16 protein-coding genes are annotated in these 16,153 nt (G+C 65.3%); 8 read left to right on the forward strand and 8 right to left on the reverse strand.

Annotated features, from left to right (window positions below; genetic code table 11):
- Positions 1 to 54 precede the first annotated feature (54 nt).
- Positions 55 to 1,377 carry an aspartate aminotransferase family protein gene (locus Q7V31_RS09295; protein WP_304733789.1) on the forward strand — a complete coding sequence of 441 codons (1,323 nt, stop codon included), beginning with the start codon at positions 55 to 57 and terminating at the stop codon, positions 1,375 to 1,377.
- Between the two features lie 262 nt (positions 1,378 to 1,639).
- On the opposite strand, the gene Q7V31_RS09300 is transcribed toward Q7V31_RS09295, so the two are convergent.
- The 4 genes from Q7V31_RS09300 to Q7V31_RS09315 all read right to left on the reverse strand — a co-directional run bounded on the left by Q7V31_RS09300 (position 1,640) and on the right by Q7V31_RS09315 (position 5,535).
- Entirely contained in the window at positions 1,640 to 2,956 is a 1,317-nt protein-coding gene (locus Q7V31_RS09300) for an alkyl sulfatase dimerization domain-containing protein (protein WP_304733790.1), read from the reverse strand.
- 245 nt (positions 2,957 to 3,201) lie between these two features.
- The gene (locus tag Q7V31_RS09305; protein ID WP_304733791.1) at positions 3,202 to 4,053 is read right to left on the reverse strand and encodes an SDR family oxidoreductase; all 852 of its coding nucleotides are present in this window, start codon (positions 4,051 to 4,053) and stop codon (positions 3,202 to 3,204) included.
- 262 nt (positions 4,054 to 4,315) lie between these two features.
- On the reverse strand, positions 4,316 to 4,774 hold the full coding sequence (locus Q7V31_RS09310; RefSeq protein ID WP_304733792.1) for a GNAT family N-acetyltransferase: 459 nt from the start codon (positions 4,772 to 4,774) through the stop codon (positions 4,316 to 4,318).
- On the reverse strand, positions 4,771 to 5,535 hold the full coding sequence (locus Q7V31_RS09315) for an SDR family oxidoreductase (protein WP_304733793.1): 765 nt from the start codon (positions 5,533 to 5,535) through the stop codon (positions 4,771 to 4,773). The genes Q7V31_RS09310 and Q7V31_RS09315 overlap by 4 nt, the downstream gene beginning before the upstream one ends.
- A 274-nt stretch (positions 5,536 to 5,809) precedes the next feature.
- On the opposite strand from Q7V31_RS09315, the gene Q7V31_RS09320 reads away from it, so the two are divergent.
- Positions 5,810 to 6,481 (forward strand): OmpA family protein, encoded by a 672-nt coding sequence (locus Q7V31_RS09320; protein ID WP_304733973.1) that lies wholly within the window; start codon positions 5,810 to 5,812, stop codon positions 6,479 to 6,481.
- A gap of 254 nt (positions 6,482 to 6,735) precedes the next feature.
- On the opposite strand, the gene Q7V31_RS09325 is transcribed toward Q7V31_RS09320, so the two are convergent.
- Both Q7V31_RS09325 and Q7V31_RS09330 read right to left on the reverse strand, forming a co-directional pair.
- Entirely contained in the window at positions 6,736 to 7,239 is a 504-nt protein-coding gene (locus Q7V31_RS09325) for a DinB family protein (protein ID WP_304733794.1), read from the reverse strand.
- Positions 7,236 to 7,712: a glutathione peroxidase gene (locus Q7V31_RS09330; RefSeq protein ID WP_304733795.1), complete on the reverse strand. Its 477-nt coding sequence runs from the start codon at positions 7,710 to 7,712 to the stop codon at positions 7,236 to 7,238. Before Q7V31_RS09330 ends, Q7V31_RS09325 begins: the two co-directional genes overlap by 4 nt.
- An 82-nt stretch (positions 7,713 to 7,794) precedes the next feature.
- Between Q7V31_RS09330 and Q7V31_RS09335 the strand changes: the two genes are divergently transcribed.
- The 6 genes from Q7V31_RS09335 (at position 7,795) to murI (ending at position 14,434) form a co-directional block, all read left to right on the forward strand.
- Positions 7,795 to 9,159, forward strand: coding sequence for a hypothetical protein (locus Q7V31_RS09335; RefSeq protein WP_304733796.1), 1,365 nt, complete (start codon positions 7,795 to 7,797; stop codon positions 9,157 to 9,159).
- A 352-nt stretch (positions 9,160 to 9,511) separates the two neighbouring features.
- Positions 9,512 to 10,798, forward strand: coding sequence for an EAL domain-containing protein (locus Q7V31_RS09340; protein ID WP_304733797.1), 1,287 nt, complete (start codon positions 9,512 to 9,514; stop codon positions 10,796 to 10,798).
- Between the two features lie 84 nt (positions 10,799 to 10,882).
- Positions 10,883 to 11,728, forward strand: a complete 846-nt coding sequence (gene dapD / locus Q7V31_RS09345) for a 2,3,4,5-tetrahydropyridine-2,6-dicarboxylate N-succinyltransferase (protein ID WP_304733798.1) — start codon at positions 10,883 to 10,885, stop codon at positions 11,726 to 11,728.
- Between the two features lie 104 nt (positions 11,729 to 11,832).
- Positions 11,833 to 13,011, forward strand: coding sequence for a succinyl-diaminopimelate desuccinylase (gene dapE / locus Q7V31_RS09350; RefSeq protein WP_304733799.1), 1,179 nt, complete (start codon positions 11,833 to 11,835; stop codon positions 13,009 to 13,011).
- Positions 13,008 to 13,613, forward strand: coding sequence for a hypothetical protein (locus Q7V31_RS09355; RefSeq protein ID WP_304733800.1), 606 nt, complete (start codon positions 13,008 to 13,010; stop codon positions 13,611 to 13,613). Before dapE ends, Q7V31_RS09355 begins: the two co-directional genes overlap by 4 nt.
- 14 nt (positions 13,614 to 13,627) lie before the next feature.
- Positions 13,628 to 14,434, forward strand: a complete 807-nt coding sequence (gene murI, locus Q7V31_RS09360; protein WP_304733974.1) for a glutamate racemase — start codon at positions 13,628 to 13,630, stop codon at positions 14,432 to 14,434.
- A 40-nt stretch (positions 14,435 to 14,474) separates the two neighbouring features.
- Here murI and truA read toward each other — a convergent pair whose 3' ends face one another.
- Together truA and fmt are read right to left on the reverse strand one after the other, a co-directional pair.
- Complete coding sequence (gene truA, locus Q7V31_RS09365) at positions 14,475 to 15,215, reverse strand: tRNA pseudouridine(38-40) synthase TruA (protein ID WP_304733801.1); 741 nt, start codon at positions 15,213 to 15,215, stop codon at positions 14,475 to 14,477.
- Entirely contained in the window at positions 15,215 to 16,147 is a 933-nt protein-coding gene (gene fmt / locus Q7V31_RS09370) for a methionyl-tRNA formyltransferase (RefSeq protein ID WP_304733975.1), read from the reverse strand. The genes truA and fmt overlap by 1 nt, the downstream gene beginning before the upstream one ends.
- Positions 16,148 to 16,153: the final 6 nt, after the last annotated feature.

The following is a 16,153-nucleotide window of genomic DNA, read 5'->3' on the forward strand; positions in this document are numbered from 1 at the left end:
GTCGATTATCGCAATCGCGCCGGCGATGATGCCGCGCGCCCGGAGTGCCTACGCATGACCACGCTGACGCCGAACGATCTCGAAGCCTTCTGGCTGCCGTTTACGCCGAACCGGCAGTTCAAAAAAGAGCCGCGGCTGATCGCGCGGGCCAAGGACATGCATTATTACAAGCCGGACGGGACGGCGGTGCTGGACGCGACGGCGGGGCTGTGGTGTTCCAATGCCGGGCATTGCCGGGCGCCGATCGTCAAGGCGATCCAGGAGCAGGCCGGCGAGCTCGACTTCGCGCCGTCGTTCCAGTTTGCGCATCCCAAGGTCTTCGAACTGGCGAGCCGGATCGCGGCGCTGACGCCCAAGGATCTCGATCATGTGTTCTTCTGCAATTCGGGATCGGAAGCGGCCGACACGGCGCTGAAAATCGCCATCGCCTATCACCGCGCCAATGGCGAGGGCACGCGCACGCGCCTAATCGGCCGCGAGCGCGGCTATCACGGCGTCGGCTTCGGCGGCATATCGGTCGGTGGCATGGTCGCCAACCGCAAGTTCTACGGACCGCTGCTGGCCGGCGTCGATCATCTTCCGCATACCTATAATCGCGCCGAGCAGGCCTTCACCATCGGCGAACCCGAATGGGGCGCGCATCTCGCCGACGAGTTGCAGCGGCTGGTCGAGCTGCATGACGCCTCGACCATCGCGGCGGTCATCGTCGAGCCGATGGCGGGCTCGACCGGCGTGCTGCCGCCGCCGAAGGGCTATCTGAAGCGGCTGCGCGAAATATGCGATAAACACGGCATTCTTTTGATTTTCGACGAGGTGATCACCGGCTTCGGACGGCTCGGCCATGCGACGGCGGCGGAGCGTTTCGGCGTCGCGCCCGACATCATGACGTTTGCCAAAGGCATCACTTCGGGCACGGTGCCGATGGGCGGCGCGGTGGTGCACAACCGCATCTATGAAGCGTTCCAGACCGGACCCGACCACGCGATCGATCTCTTTCACGGCTATACTTACTCAGGTCACCCACTCGCCGCCGCCGCGGCGCTGGCGACGCTCGATCTCTATCGCGACGAAGGATTGTTCGAGCGGGCGAAGAAACTCGAACCGCATATCGCTGAAGCGTCGATGACGTTGAAGGGCCATCCGCTGGTGCTCGATGTGCGCACGATCGGACTTGTCGCTGCCGTCGATCTCGCGCCCGTCGACGGACTGCCGGGCAAGCGCGGCTTCGATGCGATGCGCGCGGCCTTCCACGAGGAGAACATGATGGTGCGGGTGTCGGGCGACTCGATTGCCTTCTCGCCGCCGCTGATCGTTTCGGCGGACGAGATCGACGATATTTTCGCGCGCTTCAAGCGGGTGCTCGACAAGGTCGGTTGAGGGTCTGAACGGGCATTTGTGACAGCGATTTTGACAGCGAAAAGGACAGCGGACCCCCCCTCTGTCACAAAACTGTCATAAAACTGTCACAAACGCACTTATCCCCGTGGGGATAACTGCCCTTATCCCCGGCGGACAGGTTTTTTCAGAAAACTTATCCCCGGGGTTGGCGTGAATCGGGCAGTGACCGCGAGGCAGCACCCCCTCACCCTTCCGCGGCCTGACGGCCGCTCCCTCCCTCTCCCCGATGGGGAGAGGGAAATCAGGCGTCGTTCTTCCCCGCCTTCTTTGCCGACTCGCGCTCGGCCCAGCCGAAGATGCCTTTCGACATCAGCGAGAGTTCGGCCTTGCGGCGGGCGCCATAGACGGCGGCGCGGGCCATGTGGGCGTCGCGGTTTTCGGGTTCGGCCAGCGTGGCGGCCTCGACCAGGTGACAGGCGAGGCGCATCTCGGCTTCGGTGCCGGCGGCGGCCAGTTCCTCCGCCCGCTGAACAAGTCTGCCGACGCCGCCGGCGAGTGCCGCCAGTTCGCGCGCCAGCGCCGCGTCGGGCGCGGGCTTGAGGTTTGCCGGGTTGCCGTCATACCAGCCGCCATAGAGGCGCCAGATATTGTGCAGGATGAATTCCGGCTCGTCATAGACCGGTTTCAGGTAGGGCTTGTCCATGTAATGCGCCGGCAGCTTGACGCCATGGACGATGTCGTCGAGGCGGGCGCCTTCATTCATCATGTCGAGGGCACGAGCGACCAGAAATTCGAGCGCCGAGGCAATCGTGTCGAGGACGCCGGCGATGCGGGCGCGGCCGGCGATGGGGAGGCCATGGGCGGGCAGCAGCAGCTCCGGCTCGCGGGCGGCCATTTCGCGCAAGGCCTTTGCCCATTCGAGCGGATAGCGCTGCACTTTCTGGGGGTTGCCGGCATTGGGAAAAACCCAGGTGACGAAATCGCCCGAGCAGATCGCCTTGTGCTCCGGTATCCAGGCCCAGAGATGATCGTCGGTCTCGCCGATCGCATGATAAAGCTCGAAGCGGGTGTCGCCCGAGCGGAATTCCATCCGTTCACGGAAGGTGGTGTCGGGCTCGACCCAGGGATCGGGGCCGAAGCGACGCGGGCCGGGCGTCCCCTGCCCGCCCATGCGCAGCTCGGTCGCTGGCGCGAATTGGCGCGCGTTGATGGTGAAGTTGTAGCCATTGGTCATTTCGTAGCGGCGGAAGCGCGGGCTGACATTTTCATGCGCCAGGATTTGCGGGCGGCGCGCGCCCGCCTCGCAGGCCTCGCAGAGAAAAGCGCCGGTGCCGCCGACATGATCGGCATGGCCATGGGTGTAGCAGATGTGGGAGACGGGCTCCTTCGTCCAGCCGCGCAGCGATTTCAGCACGCCCTGCCCGAAGGCTTCGAGGCTGGTGTCGAAGAGCACCAGCCCGTCGCCGGTGCGGAAGGCGACGACATGGGAGAAGGCCTCGATCAGCGCGATGCCCGGCGCGATTTCCGAAAGCTCGGTGGTCGGCCGGTTGACGAGGCCGGCGCCTTCGTAAATGTCGTTGTCGATGTAGCGCGCGGATGTCGCCAGAAGATCGGCCATGGGGTGCTCCCTCGGGTTTTGCGGCAGCGTCGGACAGGATGGCCGGTTTGTCGACAGGTTTGAGGGCGGATTCCGTGTGGCGGAAAGGAAGGAAGAAGGAAGGGACTCACGCGGAGGCGCGGAGCCGCGGAGGGGGGAGGAAAAGGAACTGCTCGCGAAGACGCGAAGGCGCGAAGAAGGAAGGAACTGGCGCTTCCGCCTTCGCTCGCAAAGATGAAGATAGAAAGGGCGGTGTGCGCCCTGCCCTATTTCGGCTTCAGGCCCAGCATCTTGCCGATGACCTTGTCGAGGGTGCGTTTGGAGGCGACGGCCATCAGGATTTTTTCGGCGAGGCGGCCCTTGACGGCGGAATAGCGGACGCGCGGCTTCGGTGTCGTCAGGGCCTTGTGGATCAGCTGGCCGAGTTTTTCGGCCGGCAGGCCGTTGCGGCCCTGGTCGATGAAGACCTTCTGGAATTTCTCGAGGATCGGCAGGTAGGGCGAGTTGCCGTAGCGGGCGATGTCGATCTCCTCGGCCTTGTCCCAGATCGCGGTCTTGACCGGGCCGGGGCCGATGACGATGACGTCGATGCCGAACAGCATCAGCTCGCGGCGCAGGGCTTCCGAAAAACCTTCGAGCGCGAATTTCGAGGCCGCATAGGGGCCGATGAAGGGCATGGCGCGGATGCCGCCGACCGAGGAGATGTTGACGATGCGGCCGGGCGCGCCCTTCAGCGATTTGTCGGCGCCCAAGAGCGGCGCGAAAGCCTGGGTCACCAGAAAGGGGCCGGTGAGGTTGACTTCCATCTGTGTACGGAAGTCGGCCGGGTCGACCTCGAGCAGCGGGCCCGAAACGGCGATGCCGGCATTGTTGACAAGGCCGGCCAGCGTCTCGCCTTTCAGCGCGGTGCGGACTTGCGCGGCGGCGGCGCGGATCGCCGCTTCATCGGTGACGTCGAAAACGAGGGGCGTGAAGTTCGCGCCAAATTCCTTTTTCAGCCTGTCGGCGTCGGCCTGTTTGCGGACCGAGCCGAAGACATGGAAGCCCTTCTGTAGAAGGGTTTGCGTGGCGGCGTGGCCGATGCCGGTCGAGACGCCCGTGACGACGATGGATTTCATTCCGTTCCAGCCCTTCAGTTTGTCCCACCCTCCCCTTGGGGAGGGTCGAAATTTGCGGCGCGTCAGCGGAGCAAATTTCGGGGCGGGGGTAAAGCGGCAAGGTGTAGCCCTTCGCTTCGCTCCGGGCGTTCGGTGTTCAAAAAGGTCCACTGGACCTTTTTTGTTTGCGTTCCGCAAACCACCCCTCACCCCCCGCCCCGAAAAATTCTTCGAATTTTTCGACCCGCCCCCCAGGGGCGGGTGGAAGGAAGGAGCCTGCACCTCACAGGTCCAGATCGTATCTGACCCAGTTCTTCGCCTCGCCGAGCTTGTCGTAGAGGGCGCGGGCGGTTGTGTTGGCGGCATCCGTCTGCCAGTAGAGGCGCAGCCAGCCTTCGGCGCGGCCGCGATCGGCGAGCGCCTCGATCAAAGCGCGGCCGGCGCCGCGGCCCCTTGCGGCCTCGTTCACATAAAGGTCTTCGAGATAGCAGACGGGCTTCGGGTTCCAGGTGCCGGCGTGAAGCAGCGCATGGGCAAAGCCGAGGACCTCGCCCGCACTTTCGGCGATCAGGCCGATATGGTTCGGTGCGGGGCCGAGAAAGCGCGCCCAGGTGTCTTCGCTCGTTTCGGGCGGCAGCGATGTTTCGTAGAAAGCGAGATAGGCCACCCACATGACGTCCCATGCCGCGCGGTCGGCGGCGACGAAAGGACGTGTACGGATCGATGCCGCGGTCGCGCTCACGACGCGGTGGCGCCGCCGTCGATGACCATGGTCTGGCCGGTCATGAAGGCGCCGGCGGGGCTGGCGAGAAAGACCGCGGCGCCGGCGATTTCGTCGGGCATGCCGATGCGCTTCAGCGGCGCGCCGGCCGTCGAGCGTTCGAGGATTTCGGGATTGTCCCAAAGGGCTTTCGCGAAATAGGTCTTGATCAGGCCGGGCGCGATGCAGTTGACGCGAATATTCTGCGGCCCGTATTCGACCGCGAGGTTGCGCGCGAGCTGCATGTCGGCGGCCTTCGAAACGCAATAGGCGCCGAGGATCGGCGAGCCGCGCAAGCCGCCGATCGAGGAGATGATGGTGATCGAGCCCTCTTTCCGCTCGACCATTTGCGGCAGCACCATGTGGGCCAGCCAGTGGTTCGACTTGATGTTGGCGCCCATGATCTTGTCGAAGGCGTCGTCGGGCAGGTCCCTGGAGGGGCCGAAATAGGGATTGACCGCCGCGTTGCAGACCAGGCTGTCGACGCGGCCCCATTTTTTCATGGTGGTGTCGACCAGGCGCTGCAGGTCCGATTTTTCGGAAATGTTGCAGGGGACGGCGATGGCGCGGTCCGCATATTTCGCGTTGATCTCGCCGGCGACCTTGTCGCAGGCATCGCCCTTGCGGCTGGAAACGACGACTTTCGCGCCATGCTCGGCCATGCGGTGGACGATGGCCTCGCCGATGCCCTTGGTGGAGCCGGTGACGATGGCGACCTTGCCGGTGAGATCGAAGAGCGACATGGATGTTTCCTTTCCGGTCCGAAGCCGCGGCCGTTTGGGGCGCGGATTCGCGGTTTTTCCGTGTTTATACCTAGTCGAAGGCCGTTCCCGCCGGACGCGCGATTTGCTAGGATTACGGCGACCAACGGGGTACGGGGTCGTTTTACACCATCGCCCCCGAAATCCATATGGCCGCGCTCTCGACGCCGGCCGCAGGGACCAGGGGCCGCCTTCAACCGGACCGGGCCGCCGCCTCGCGGTAAATGCCTCATCCTCAGATCGGAGTTCCACCATGCTGCTCAAGAAGTTTGCCATTGTCGCCGTCATCGCGACATTCGGCCTTGCCGCCTGCACGACGCAGGACCCCTATACCGGCGAACAGAAAACCAGCAAGACGACCTATGGCGCGCTGGGCGGCGCCGTTGTCGGCGCGCTGGCCGGCGGATTGATCGGCGGCGGCGATTCCACCGACCGGCGGCAGCGGGCCATGATCGGCGCCGGCATCGGCGCGCTCGCCGGCGGCGGCATCGGCTATTACATGGACCAGCAGGAAAAGGAGCTGACGCAGCGCTTGCGTGCCTCCGGCGTCAGCGTGACGCGCGTCGGCAACGACATCATCCTCAACATGCCGGGCAATGTCACCTTCGCCACCAATTCGTCGGACATCAATGCGCGCTTCTTCGAAGTGCTCAATTCGGTCGCGGTGGTGCTGAAGGAATATGAGAAGACGCTGGTCGACGTGACCGGCCATACCGACTCGACCGGTTCGGACCAGTACAATCTCGAACTGTCGCAGCGCCGGGCGCAGAGCGTCGGCAGCTATCTGATCGGCCAGGGCGTCGACTCGCGGCGCTTCTACATTGTCGGCGCCGGCGAGAGCCAGCCGATTGCCGACAACAACACGGCGGCCGGACGCGAGCAGAACCGCCGCGTCGAAATCCGCCTGTCGCCGCTGACGACCAGCTGATTTCGTTTTCGTCCGTACAAGGAAGGCCCGGCGGAGACGCCGGGCCTTTTTTGTTTTGCCGGCCCTTCGCTTGCGCTTCGGGCGTTCGAGGCTCGAAAAGGTCCACAGGACCTTTTCGTTCGCTGACGCGAACCGCCTCTCACCCCCCTCACCCTTCCGCGGGCTGACGCCCGCTCCCTCCCTCTCCCCGCTGGGGAGAGGGAAGGGGCCCGCCGGCGCGGCGCAAGCCGCGTCGGTGGGAAGGGTGAGGGGCCTTACGGTGCCGGGAACTGGGTCAGGGGGTTGTAGGGCATGTCGGTGCTGCCATAGTCGAGGCCCATATGGGTCAGCTCCGACGTCACCTGGGAGCGGTGATGGGTGGCGTGGTTGAAGAGCTGCGCCCACCAGAAACTGCGCGGCAGCGCGCGGCCGGACGGCATGACGATGACCTCGTCGAACCATTGCGGTTCGGCCTCCTCGCATTTCATGCGCAGGCGGGCATCCATGCCGATGCGGGCGGCGCGGAGATTTTCGAATTCGGTTTCGATGCGGCGGTCGGGATCGAAGGATGCCGGCAGCGTGCCGGCGTCGATATAGGCCAGGAGATGCGTTTCGACCATCAGCATGTGATCGAGGGTGGCCAGAATGTCGCCGAAGAACATGCCGCGATTACGCGCGATCTCATCCGGCGCGAGGCCGGCCACCAGCGCGTAAAGCTTTTCGTTCTGCCATTGATTGTAGCGCGCCAGCTCGACGGCGATGGGGCCGTAGCCGCTCACGGCAAGAGCTTTTCGATTTCGGCGACGAGGCCGGCGTCGAGCGGACCGACCTTGCTCGGATAGATCTCGACCAGCTCGCCCGAAGGCCCGAGCAGATATTTGTGGAAGTTCCAGCGCGGGCGCGCATCCTCGCCGGCGGTCTCGGCGATCCAGAGATAGAAGGGATGGGCTTGCGTGCCGACGACCTGCTGCTTGGCGGTCAGCGGGAAGGTGACCGCATAATTGACCTCGCAAAATTCGACGATCTCTTCCTCGGTGCCGGGCTCCTGGGCGCCGAAATCGTTGGACGGTACGCCGATGACGGTGAGGCCGCGGGCGCGGTAGCGCTCCCACAGGCCCTGAAGATCGCGATATTGCGGGGTGAAGCCGCAGCGGCTCGCCGTGTTGACGATCAGGACGGGCTTGCCGGCGAAACGCGACAAAGGCAGCGCCTCGCCGGTGACGGTCAGGAATTCGAAATCATGAGCGGACATGGCTGCTCTCCTCGCCTTTTCACCGGCGGACATTATAGCATGGGCGCGCTTTATGTCGTCGGGGCCGAGGGAGACGGAATTCATGTGCGATACGCTGGTGGCGCGACCGGGGGCGACGGCGACGGGCGCGCTCTTGTTTGCCAAGAATTCCGACCGCGAGGCCAATGAGGCGCAATATCCGCTGCTGGTGCCGGCGGCAACGCATCAGCCGGGGGCGATGCTCGCCTGCACTTACATTTCGATCCCGCAGGTGCGCCGCACGCATGGCGTGTTGCTGTCGCGGCCGTTCTGGATGTGGGGCGCGGAAATGGGCGCCAACGAGCATGGCGTCGTGATCGGCAATGAGGCGGTGCATGCCAAGATCGCGCCGGGCTCGACGCCGGCGCTGATCGGCATGGATTTGTTGCGGCTCGGGCTTGAGCGCGGTGCGAGCGCGGAAGAAGCGGTCGATGTCATCACGCGGCTGCTTGGCGAATTCGGCCAGGGCGGCAATTGCGCCCATAAGGGCCGCTTCGAATATCACAACTCGTTCATCATCGCCGATGCGGGCGGCGAGGCCTTCGTGCTCGAAACGGTGGGGCGCGACTGGGCGGTGGAGCGGGTTGCGGCCAAACGCAGCATTTCCAACAGCTACACGATCGGGAGCGATTTCGAACGGTTGAGCGACGGCGCGGAACGGCTGGCGCAGGCGCATGGGCTTTCGCCCGAAGGTCAGGTGTTCGACTTCGCCGAGGTCTTCGCCAATCGCAAGCGCTCGGCACTGGCCAGCGGGCATCAGCGCTGGTGCCGGACCAGCGCGTTGCTGGGCGCGAAGACGGGCGGCATCCAGGCCACCGAGATGATGGGCTTTCTGCGCGATCACGGGGCGCAGGCGGCGCGGCGGTCCGACTGGCGGCCGGACGGGATTCTCGGCGGCGCGGTGTCGGCGCATGCGACTTACGGGCCGGTCCGGCGTTTCGGGCAGACGACGGCGTCATGGGTGGCCGAACTCGGGAATGGAAGATCCGTTCACTGGCTGACGGCGACCGCGGCGCCCGATACCGGGATTTTCAAGCCGGTGTTTTTCGGCCCCGGTTTCGAGGGCGCGGGGCTGCCCGATTTCGGCCCGGCGCCGGGCGATGTGTTCGATGCGCGGACGCGCTGGTGGCGCCACGAGCGCCTGCACCGGGCGGTGCTCAGGAATTATCCCGAAAGGCTGGCGGCTTTCGCGGGCGAGCGCGACCGGCTGGAGGCCTCGTTCGTGGCGCGGGTCGAGGCGCTGCTCGAGCGGGGCGGCAGCGCGGCGGAGGCCGGGGCGCTTTCAGCGGCGATCTGGCGCGAGGCCGACGCCGCCGAGGCGCGCTGGCTCGAAAAAGTGCTGCGCGTGCCCGAAAACCCGGCCTTCCGGCCCTCGGCGCCGATGGCGGCGCATTGGGGGAGTTTGGCAAGGCAGGCAAGGATGCGGTGAGGGCGATTGGCGGCGCCGAGTGCGCCGCAAGACCCCCTCACCCTTCCGCGGGCTTGCGCCCGCGTTCGAGGACGAAAAGGTCCACTGGACCTTTTCTTGTGTCCTCTCACCCCTCTCCCCGCTGGGGAGAGGGAGGGGGCCCGCCGATGCGGCGAAGCCGTGTCGGTGGGAAGGGTGAGGGGCCTTGGCCCTCCGCTTGCGCTCCGGGCGTTCGGGCCTCGAAAAGGTCCACCTGACCTTTTCGTTTGCTGACGCAAAACGACCCGAACTAGTTAACCGTTTCTCAAGGGCTCGGGCATAGGGTGAAGATCGAGTGAATCTTCGGGTTTTCCGGGGGAACGGGGGACTTCCCATGCCGCTGTCGATCAAACATTCCGCCGCCACGCTGCTTTATGTGCTGCCGTCGATCGGGCTTGCTTTCGCGGCGATCGAGATTTTCGGTTTCGATCCGAAGCTGGCCGCCCTTGGCGGGCTCATCGCCTGCCTGCTGGGCGCCGAAGCGCATGCCGCAATCTCGCGTTCGATCGAGCGCAAGCAGGTGCGGCGCGAATTGCAGGAACTGACCAGCCTTGCCGCCGGATTGTCGCGCGATCTCGACGATGCGGCCGACAAGATCGTCGAAATGGAAGAACGCTTCGAGCGCGAGACGGCCGAGCGGATGGAACGCATCTTCTCGGAAATCCGCGTCATCGAAAGCCTGGTCAAGCGGCTGGCCGAAACGCGCGCCGCCAGCGCCGTTGCCGCCGCCACAGAAGCACCCGCCATCGAAGCATCGGCGCCCGCCGAAGCCGCGTATGCGACACCCGAAAGCGACGTGCCGCCGCCGGCACCGGTGCGCGGCGTCGAGCAGATGGACGATGCCGAACTTCTGGACGCGATCCGCCGCTCGCTCGAAACCAACCGCGTCGATCTCTACCTGCAGCCGGTGGTCAGCCTGCCGCAGCGCAAGGTGCTTTATTACGAAGGTCTGTCGCGGCTCAGGACCGATCGCGGCGAACTGATCATGCCGCGCGACTATATGCGCGTCGCCGAGCCTGCCGGCATGATGCCGGCGGTCGACAATATTCTGCTCTTCCGCTGCATCCAGGTGGTGCGCAAGCTGGCGCAACGCAACAGCAAGACCGGCGTCTTCTGCAACATCTCGGCCTTCTCGCTGCTCGATTCGGATTTCTTTCCGCAGTTCATCGAATATATGCAGCACAACAAGGATCTGGCGCAGCAGCTGATTTTCGAATTCAGCCAGATGACGGTCAACGGCGCGGGGCCGGTGGAACAGGCGAGCTTCGAGGCGCTGGCCGCGCTCGGCTTCCGCTTCTCGATGGACCAGGTGACCAGCCTCAAGCTCAACCCGAAGATGCTGCATGACCGCAATTTCCGCTTCATCAAGGTGTCGGCCGAGACGCTGCTCGACGGGCGCCAGATGGCGTCCGGCGATATCGATGCCGGCGATTTGAAGGAACTGCTGCGCCGCAACGGCATTCAGCTGATCGTCGACAAGGTGGAGGCGGAGCGCGAGGTCGTCGACATTCTCGATCTCAATGTCGAACTCGGCCAGGGCTATCTCTTTGGCGAACCCCGGCCGGTGCGCGAAAGCGCGCTGCGCGAGGACGCACCGGCGCTGCCGATCGCGGCGGATTGAGACCCATTTTCCCATCCCGGTTGACAGGGTGAGGGCCGGGGCTATCTTGCCCCGGCCCTGCCTTGCCATGCCGAGAGGAACCCCATGAGCCTTGCCGATCTGAAGCCCGTCATCGAGGCCGCTTTCGACAATCGCGACGCCGTCAATTTCCAGACCAAGGGCGAGGTGCGCGAGGCCGTGGAGGAAGCGCTCAACGCGCTGGACAGCGGCAAGGCGCGGGTGGCCGAGAAGTTCAAGGATGAGTGGGTGGTGCATCAATGGCTCAAGAAAGCCGTGCTGCTCTCCTTCCGCCTCAACGACATGGCGCTGATTGCCGGCGGACCGGGCGACAACACCAGCTGGTGGGACAAGGTGCCGTCGAAATTCGCCGGCTGGGGCGAGGCCGAATTCCGCAAGGCGGGGTTCCGCGCCGTGCCCGGCGCCGTGGTGCGCCGTTCGGCCTATATCGCGCCCGGCGTGGTGGTGATGCCGTCCTTCGTCAATCTCGGGGCCTATGTCGACGAGGGGACGATGGTCGATACCTGGGTGACCGTCGGTTCCTGCGCGCAGATCGGCAAGAATTGTCACCTGTCGGGCGGTGTCGGCATTGGCGGCGTGCTGGAGCCGTTGCAGGCCAACCCGGTCATCATCGAGGATAATTGCTTCATCGGCGCGCGCTCGGAAGTGGTCGAAGGCGTGATTGTCGGCGAGGGGGCGGTGCTCTCGATGGGCGTCTTTATTTCGGCCTCGACCAAGATCATCGACCGGGCGACCGGCGAGGTGCATATCGGCAAGGTGCCACCCTATTCGGTGGTGGTGCCGGGTTCGCTGCCGGGCAAGGCCAATCCCGACGGGTCGCCGGCGCCGTCGCTTTATTGCTGCGTCATCGTCAAGACGGTGGATGCGCAGACGCGGGCCAAGACCGCCATCAACGAGCTGTTGAGGGATTAGATTTTCGTTCGGTCGCATTTTCGACGGCGAACCGGCGTCCACTTCGCCGGAAAATGCTCCGGGTCCATTTGACGGCGCGGCGGGCGGCGGGCTACCAAAGGGGCATGACCGCACCCGCCACACCCTACAAGCCGCTCGACATTGCGATCGAGCTGATCCGCTGCCCGAGCGTGACGCCGGAAGATGCCGGCGCGCTCGCCGTGCTGGAGCGCTATCTGGCGCCTCTGGGCTTTGCTTGCGAGCGGATGCGGTTTTCGGCCGAGGGCACGCCCGATATCGACAATCTCTATGCGCGGATCGGCAGCGGGCATCCCCATTTCTGCTTTGCCGGTCATACGGATGTCGTGCCGGTGGGCGAGGCTTCGGCGTGGAGCGCCGATCCGTTCGCGGCGGCGACCAGGGACGGGCGGCTTTACGGGCGCGGCGCGGTGGACATGAAGGGCTCGATCGCCAGTTTCGTCGCGGCAGCGCAGCGGGTCGTGGCCGAGGGCTTTCAGGGCTCGATCAGCCTGCTGATTACCGGCGACGAGGAAGGCCCGAGCATCAACGGCACGAAAAAGATGCTGGAGCGGCTGGCCGCGCGGGGCGAGACGATCGATCATTGCATCGTCGGCGAACCGAGCTGCGCCGAGCGGCTCGGCGACACGATCAAGGTCGGGCGGCGCGGCAGCATCAATGGCTGGCTGACGGTGGAAGGCACACAAGGCCATGTCGCCTATCCGCAGCTGGCCGACAATCCGGTGCCGAAGCTGCTTGAAATGCTGAGACGGCTCGACGCTCATGTGCTGGACGAGGGGACGGACCATTTCCAGCCGTCCAATCTCGAAATCACCTCGGTCGATGTCGGCAATCCGACGACCAATCTCATTCCCGGAAGCGCGCGGGCGATGCTCAATATCCGCTTCAACGACCGGCATACCGGCGCTTCGCTGGAAGCCTGGATGCGCAGCGTCTTCGACGCGGTCGCCGCCGAGACCGGCGCGCGCTACCGTTTCAAGGCGGTGACCTCGGGCGAGGCGTTCGTCACCGCGCCCGGACCTTTTTCGGCACTGGTCGCCGAGGCCGCCCGGAAAGTGACCGGGGTGACGCCAGAACTTTCGACCACTGGCGGCACGTCCGATGCGCGCTTCATCCGCGCCTATGCGCCGGTCGTCGAGTTCGGGCTGCTCAACCAGACCATGCACAAGGCCGACGAAAATGCCGGCATCGACGATATTGCGCGGCTTGCCGATATTTACGAAACGGTGCTGCGCGGCTATTTCGCCGGGCGGGCGGGCGCATGACCAGCGTCAATGAAGTCACCAGCGGATTGACCGGCGCCTGGCGGATCGTCAAGCGCGAGGAGAGCGCGCGCGAATGTTTCGACCTGTCGGCCGACGGCGCGTTGCGTTCGTTTACGGGCCTGGTGCTTTCGGTTCCGATCCTCTTCCTCACCGCCGCCGCCTTGTGGCAGATCGCGCAGGAAGAACTCGACATCACCTTCGAGATTTCCTTCGGTGCCTTCCTTGCCGTCGAAGTCGCGAGCACGCTGATCTACTGGGCGTTGTTTCTGCTTGCGATGCTGCGGATTGCGCGGGTGCTCGGCCTCGGCGCCAACTACACCGCCTATCTGATCACCTATAACTGGGGCATGCTGCTGACCTCGGCCGCTTTCGCGCTGCCGCTGATCCCCTATTCGCTGGGCCTGTTGCCGGCCGGCGGGGCGATGCTGCTGTCGCTGCCGGCGCTGGGGCTGCTTGGCTGGTATCGCTGGCAGATCGCGCGCACCGTGCTTGGCGTCGAAGCGGGGCCGGCGGCGGCGATCCTGATTTTCGATCTCCTGCTGAGCTTCAGCATCGACCAGTTGCTGGCAACGCTGTTTCTGACCGGCGGAGGCCTATCCTGAGCGACAATCGTCCGATCGGGGTTTTCGACAGCGGCATTGGCGGCATCACGGTGCTGAAGGCGCTGCGGGCGCGGCTGCCGCATGAAGACCTCGTCTATCTCGGCGATACGGCGCGGCTGCCCTATGGCACCAAGAGCGCCGAGACGGTGACGGCTTATGCGACGCAGGCGACGCGCTATCTGATGCGGCACGATATCAAGATGGCCGTGATCGCCTGCAACACGGCGGCGTCGGTTGCGCTCGAACCGCTGGCCGCGGCGCTGGCGCCGCTGCCGGTCGTGGGCGTGGTGGGACCGGGCGCGGAGGCCGGCGTCAAGGCGTCGAAAAGCGGCCGCATCGGCGTGCTGGCGACCGAAGCAACGGTGCGCGGCGGCGCCTATGTGCGCGCCATTCATGCGCTCGACCCGGCGGCGGTGGTGACGCAAGCCCCGTGCGGACTGTTCGTGACGCTGGCCGAAGAAGGCTGGGTAAAGGGCGATGTCGCCGAAGCGGCGGCGCGGCGCTATCTGGCGCCGCTGTTCAAGGGACGCAACGCGCCCGACACGCTGGTGCTGGGCTGCACGCATTTTCCGGTGCTGGCGCGCGTCATCGGCAAGGTGGCGGGAAAGAACGTCAAACTGGTCGACAGCGCCGCGACGACGGCCCGCTTCGTCGAGCGGGAACTTGCCGCGAAGGGCATGGCCGCCAAACGGCGCGGCAAGGGCAAGACGCGCTTCATGGCAACCGACAGCCCGGAACGCTTTGCGCGGGTCGGCGGGATTTTCTTCGGCGAGGAAATTCGCGCGAAAGATGTCGAGCTGGTGGATATAAGGCCGGACTGAGAAGACCCCTCACCCAACCCTCTCCCCGGAGGGGAGAGGGCTAGTTGTAATCGACCTGCAGCAGATAGAGCCCGTCGGGCGGGGCGACCGGCCCGCAGGCGGCGCGGTCCTTCGCGGCCAGCGCCCTGGCGACGTCGCGCGCTGTCCATTTTCCCTCGCCGACCATTTTCAGCGTGCCGACAAAGGAGCGCACCTGATTGTGCAGGAAGGAACGGGCGCGGCAGACAATCTCGATTTCCTCGGCGTAGCGCGACACCGAAATCTCGTCGACGGTTTTCACCGGCGACTTCGCCTGGCATTGCACCGAACGGAAGGTGGTGAAGTCGTGATGGCCGACCAGGGCTTGCGCCGCTGCATGCATCGCTTCGGCGTCGAGCGGCTTGTGCACCAGCCAGGCCTGACCGCGATCGAGCGTCAAGGGCGCGCGGCGATTGACGATGCGGTACATGTAATGGCGCTTCACGGCCGAGAACCGCGCCTCGAAACTATCCGGCACCGGCACGGCTTCGACGATCGCCACCGGATGCGGGCGCATATGGGCGTTGACGGCGTCGCGCAGCGTGTCGGGCGCGACGGGCGTTTCAAGATCGACATGCGCGACCTGACCCAGCGCATGGACGCCGGCATCGGTGCGGCCGGCGCCATGGACCTTCACATCGGCGCCGCAAAAACCCTTGATGCCCGCTTCCAGCACATGCTGGACCGACAGACCGTTGGTCTGCGCCTGCCAGCCGACGAAGGGCGAACCGTCATATTCGATGGTGAGTTTGTAGCGGGGCATCAGGCGAGGCTCTCGCCGGCGCTCAGTGGAAAGCCGCGCAGGAATTCGCGGGCGCCGACAGGCGACTTGCCGGCGCGCTGCAGTTCCGAGATTTCGAGCGCCCCTTCCCCGCAAGCCACGACGATCGTGTCGGCGGCGGCGAGAACCTCGCCGGGTTTGCCCGAATTGTCGAGCGGACGGGCGCGGCGAATTTTCACACGAACGGTCTCATTGCCGCGGGCGATTTCGAAGAATGCGCCGGGTGCCGGCGTCAATCCGCGGATATGGGCGTCGAGGTCGCCCGCGGGACGCGACCAGTCGATGCGGGCTTCGGCCTTGCCGATCTTCGCCGCATAGGTGACTCCGGTTTCGGGCTGCGGCGCCGCTTCGAGCGCGCCGCGCGACAGCGCCGCCAGCGCCCGCAGCATCAGCGATGCGCCGATATGGGAGAGCCTGTCATGCAGGCTGCCCGAGGTGTCGTCGGCGGCGATCGCCACGCGTTCGGCCAGCAGCACGGGGCCGGTGTCGAGACCCTGTTCCATCTGCATGATCATGACGCCGGTTTCGGTATCGCCGGCCATGATGGCGCGCTGAATGGGTGCGGCGCCGCGCCAGCGCGGCAAGAGCGAGGCATGGAGATTGAGACAGCCCATGCGCGGTGCATCGAGCACCGGTTTGGGCAGGATCAGGCCATAGGCGACGACCACCGCGACGTCGAGATCGAGCGCGGCAAAGGCCTGTTGCTCGGCTTCGCCTTTCAGCGAGGCAGGGGTGAAAACGGGAAGGCTGTGTTCTGCGGCGAAGCGGTGCACCGGCGACAATTGTTCGGCCAGCCCACGGCCGGCCTTGCGCGGCGGCTGCGAATAAACGGCAACGACTTCATGACCGGCACCGAGAATTTCGGCCAGGACCGGCACCGAGAATTCGGGCGTGCCCATGAAAGCAAGGCGCAATCTATC

The organism is Parvibaculum sp., from assembly GCF_030651915.1.
Lineage (GTDB): Bacteria > Pseudomonadota > Alphaproteobacteria > Parvibaculales > Parvibaculaceae > Parvibaculum.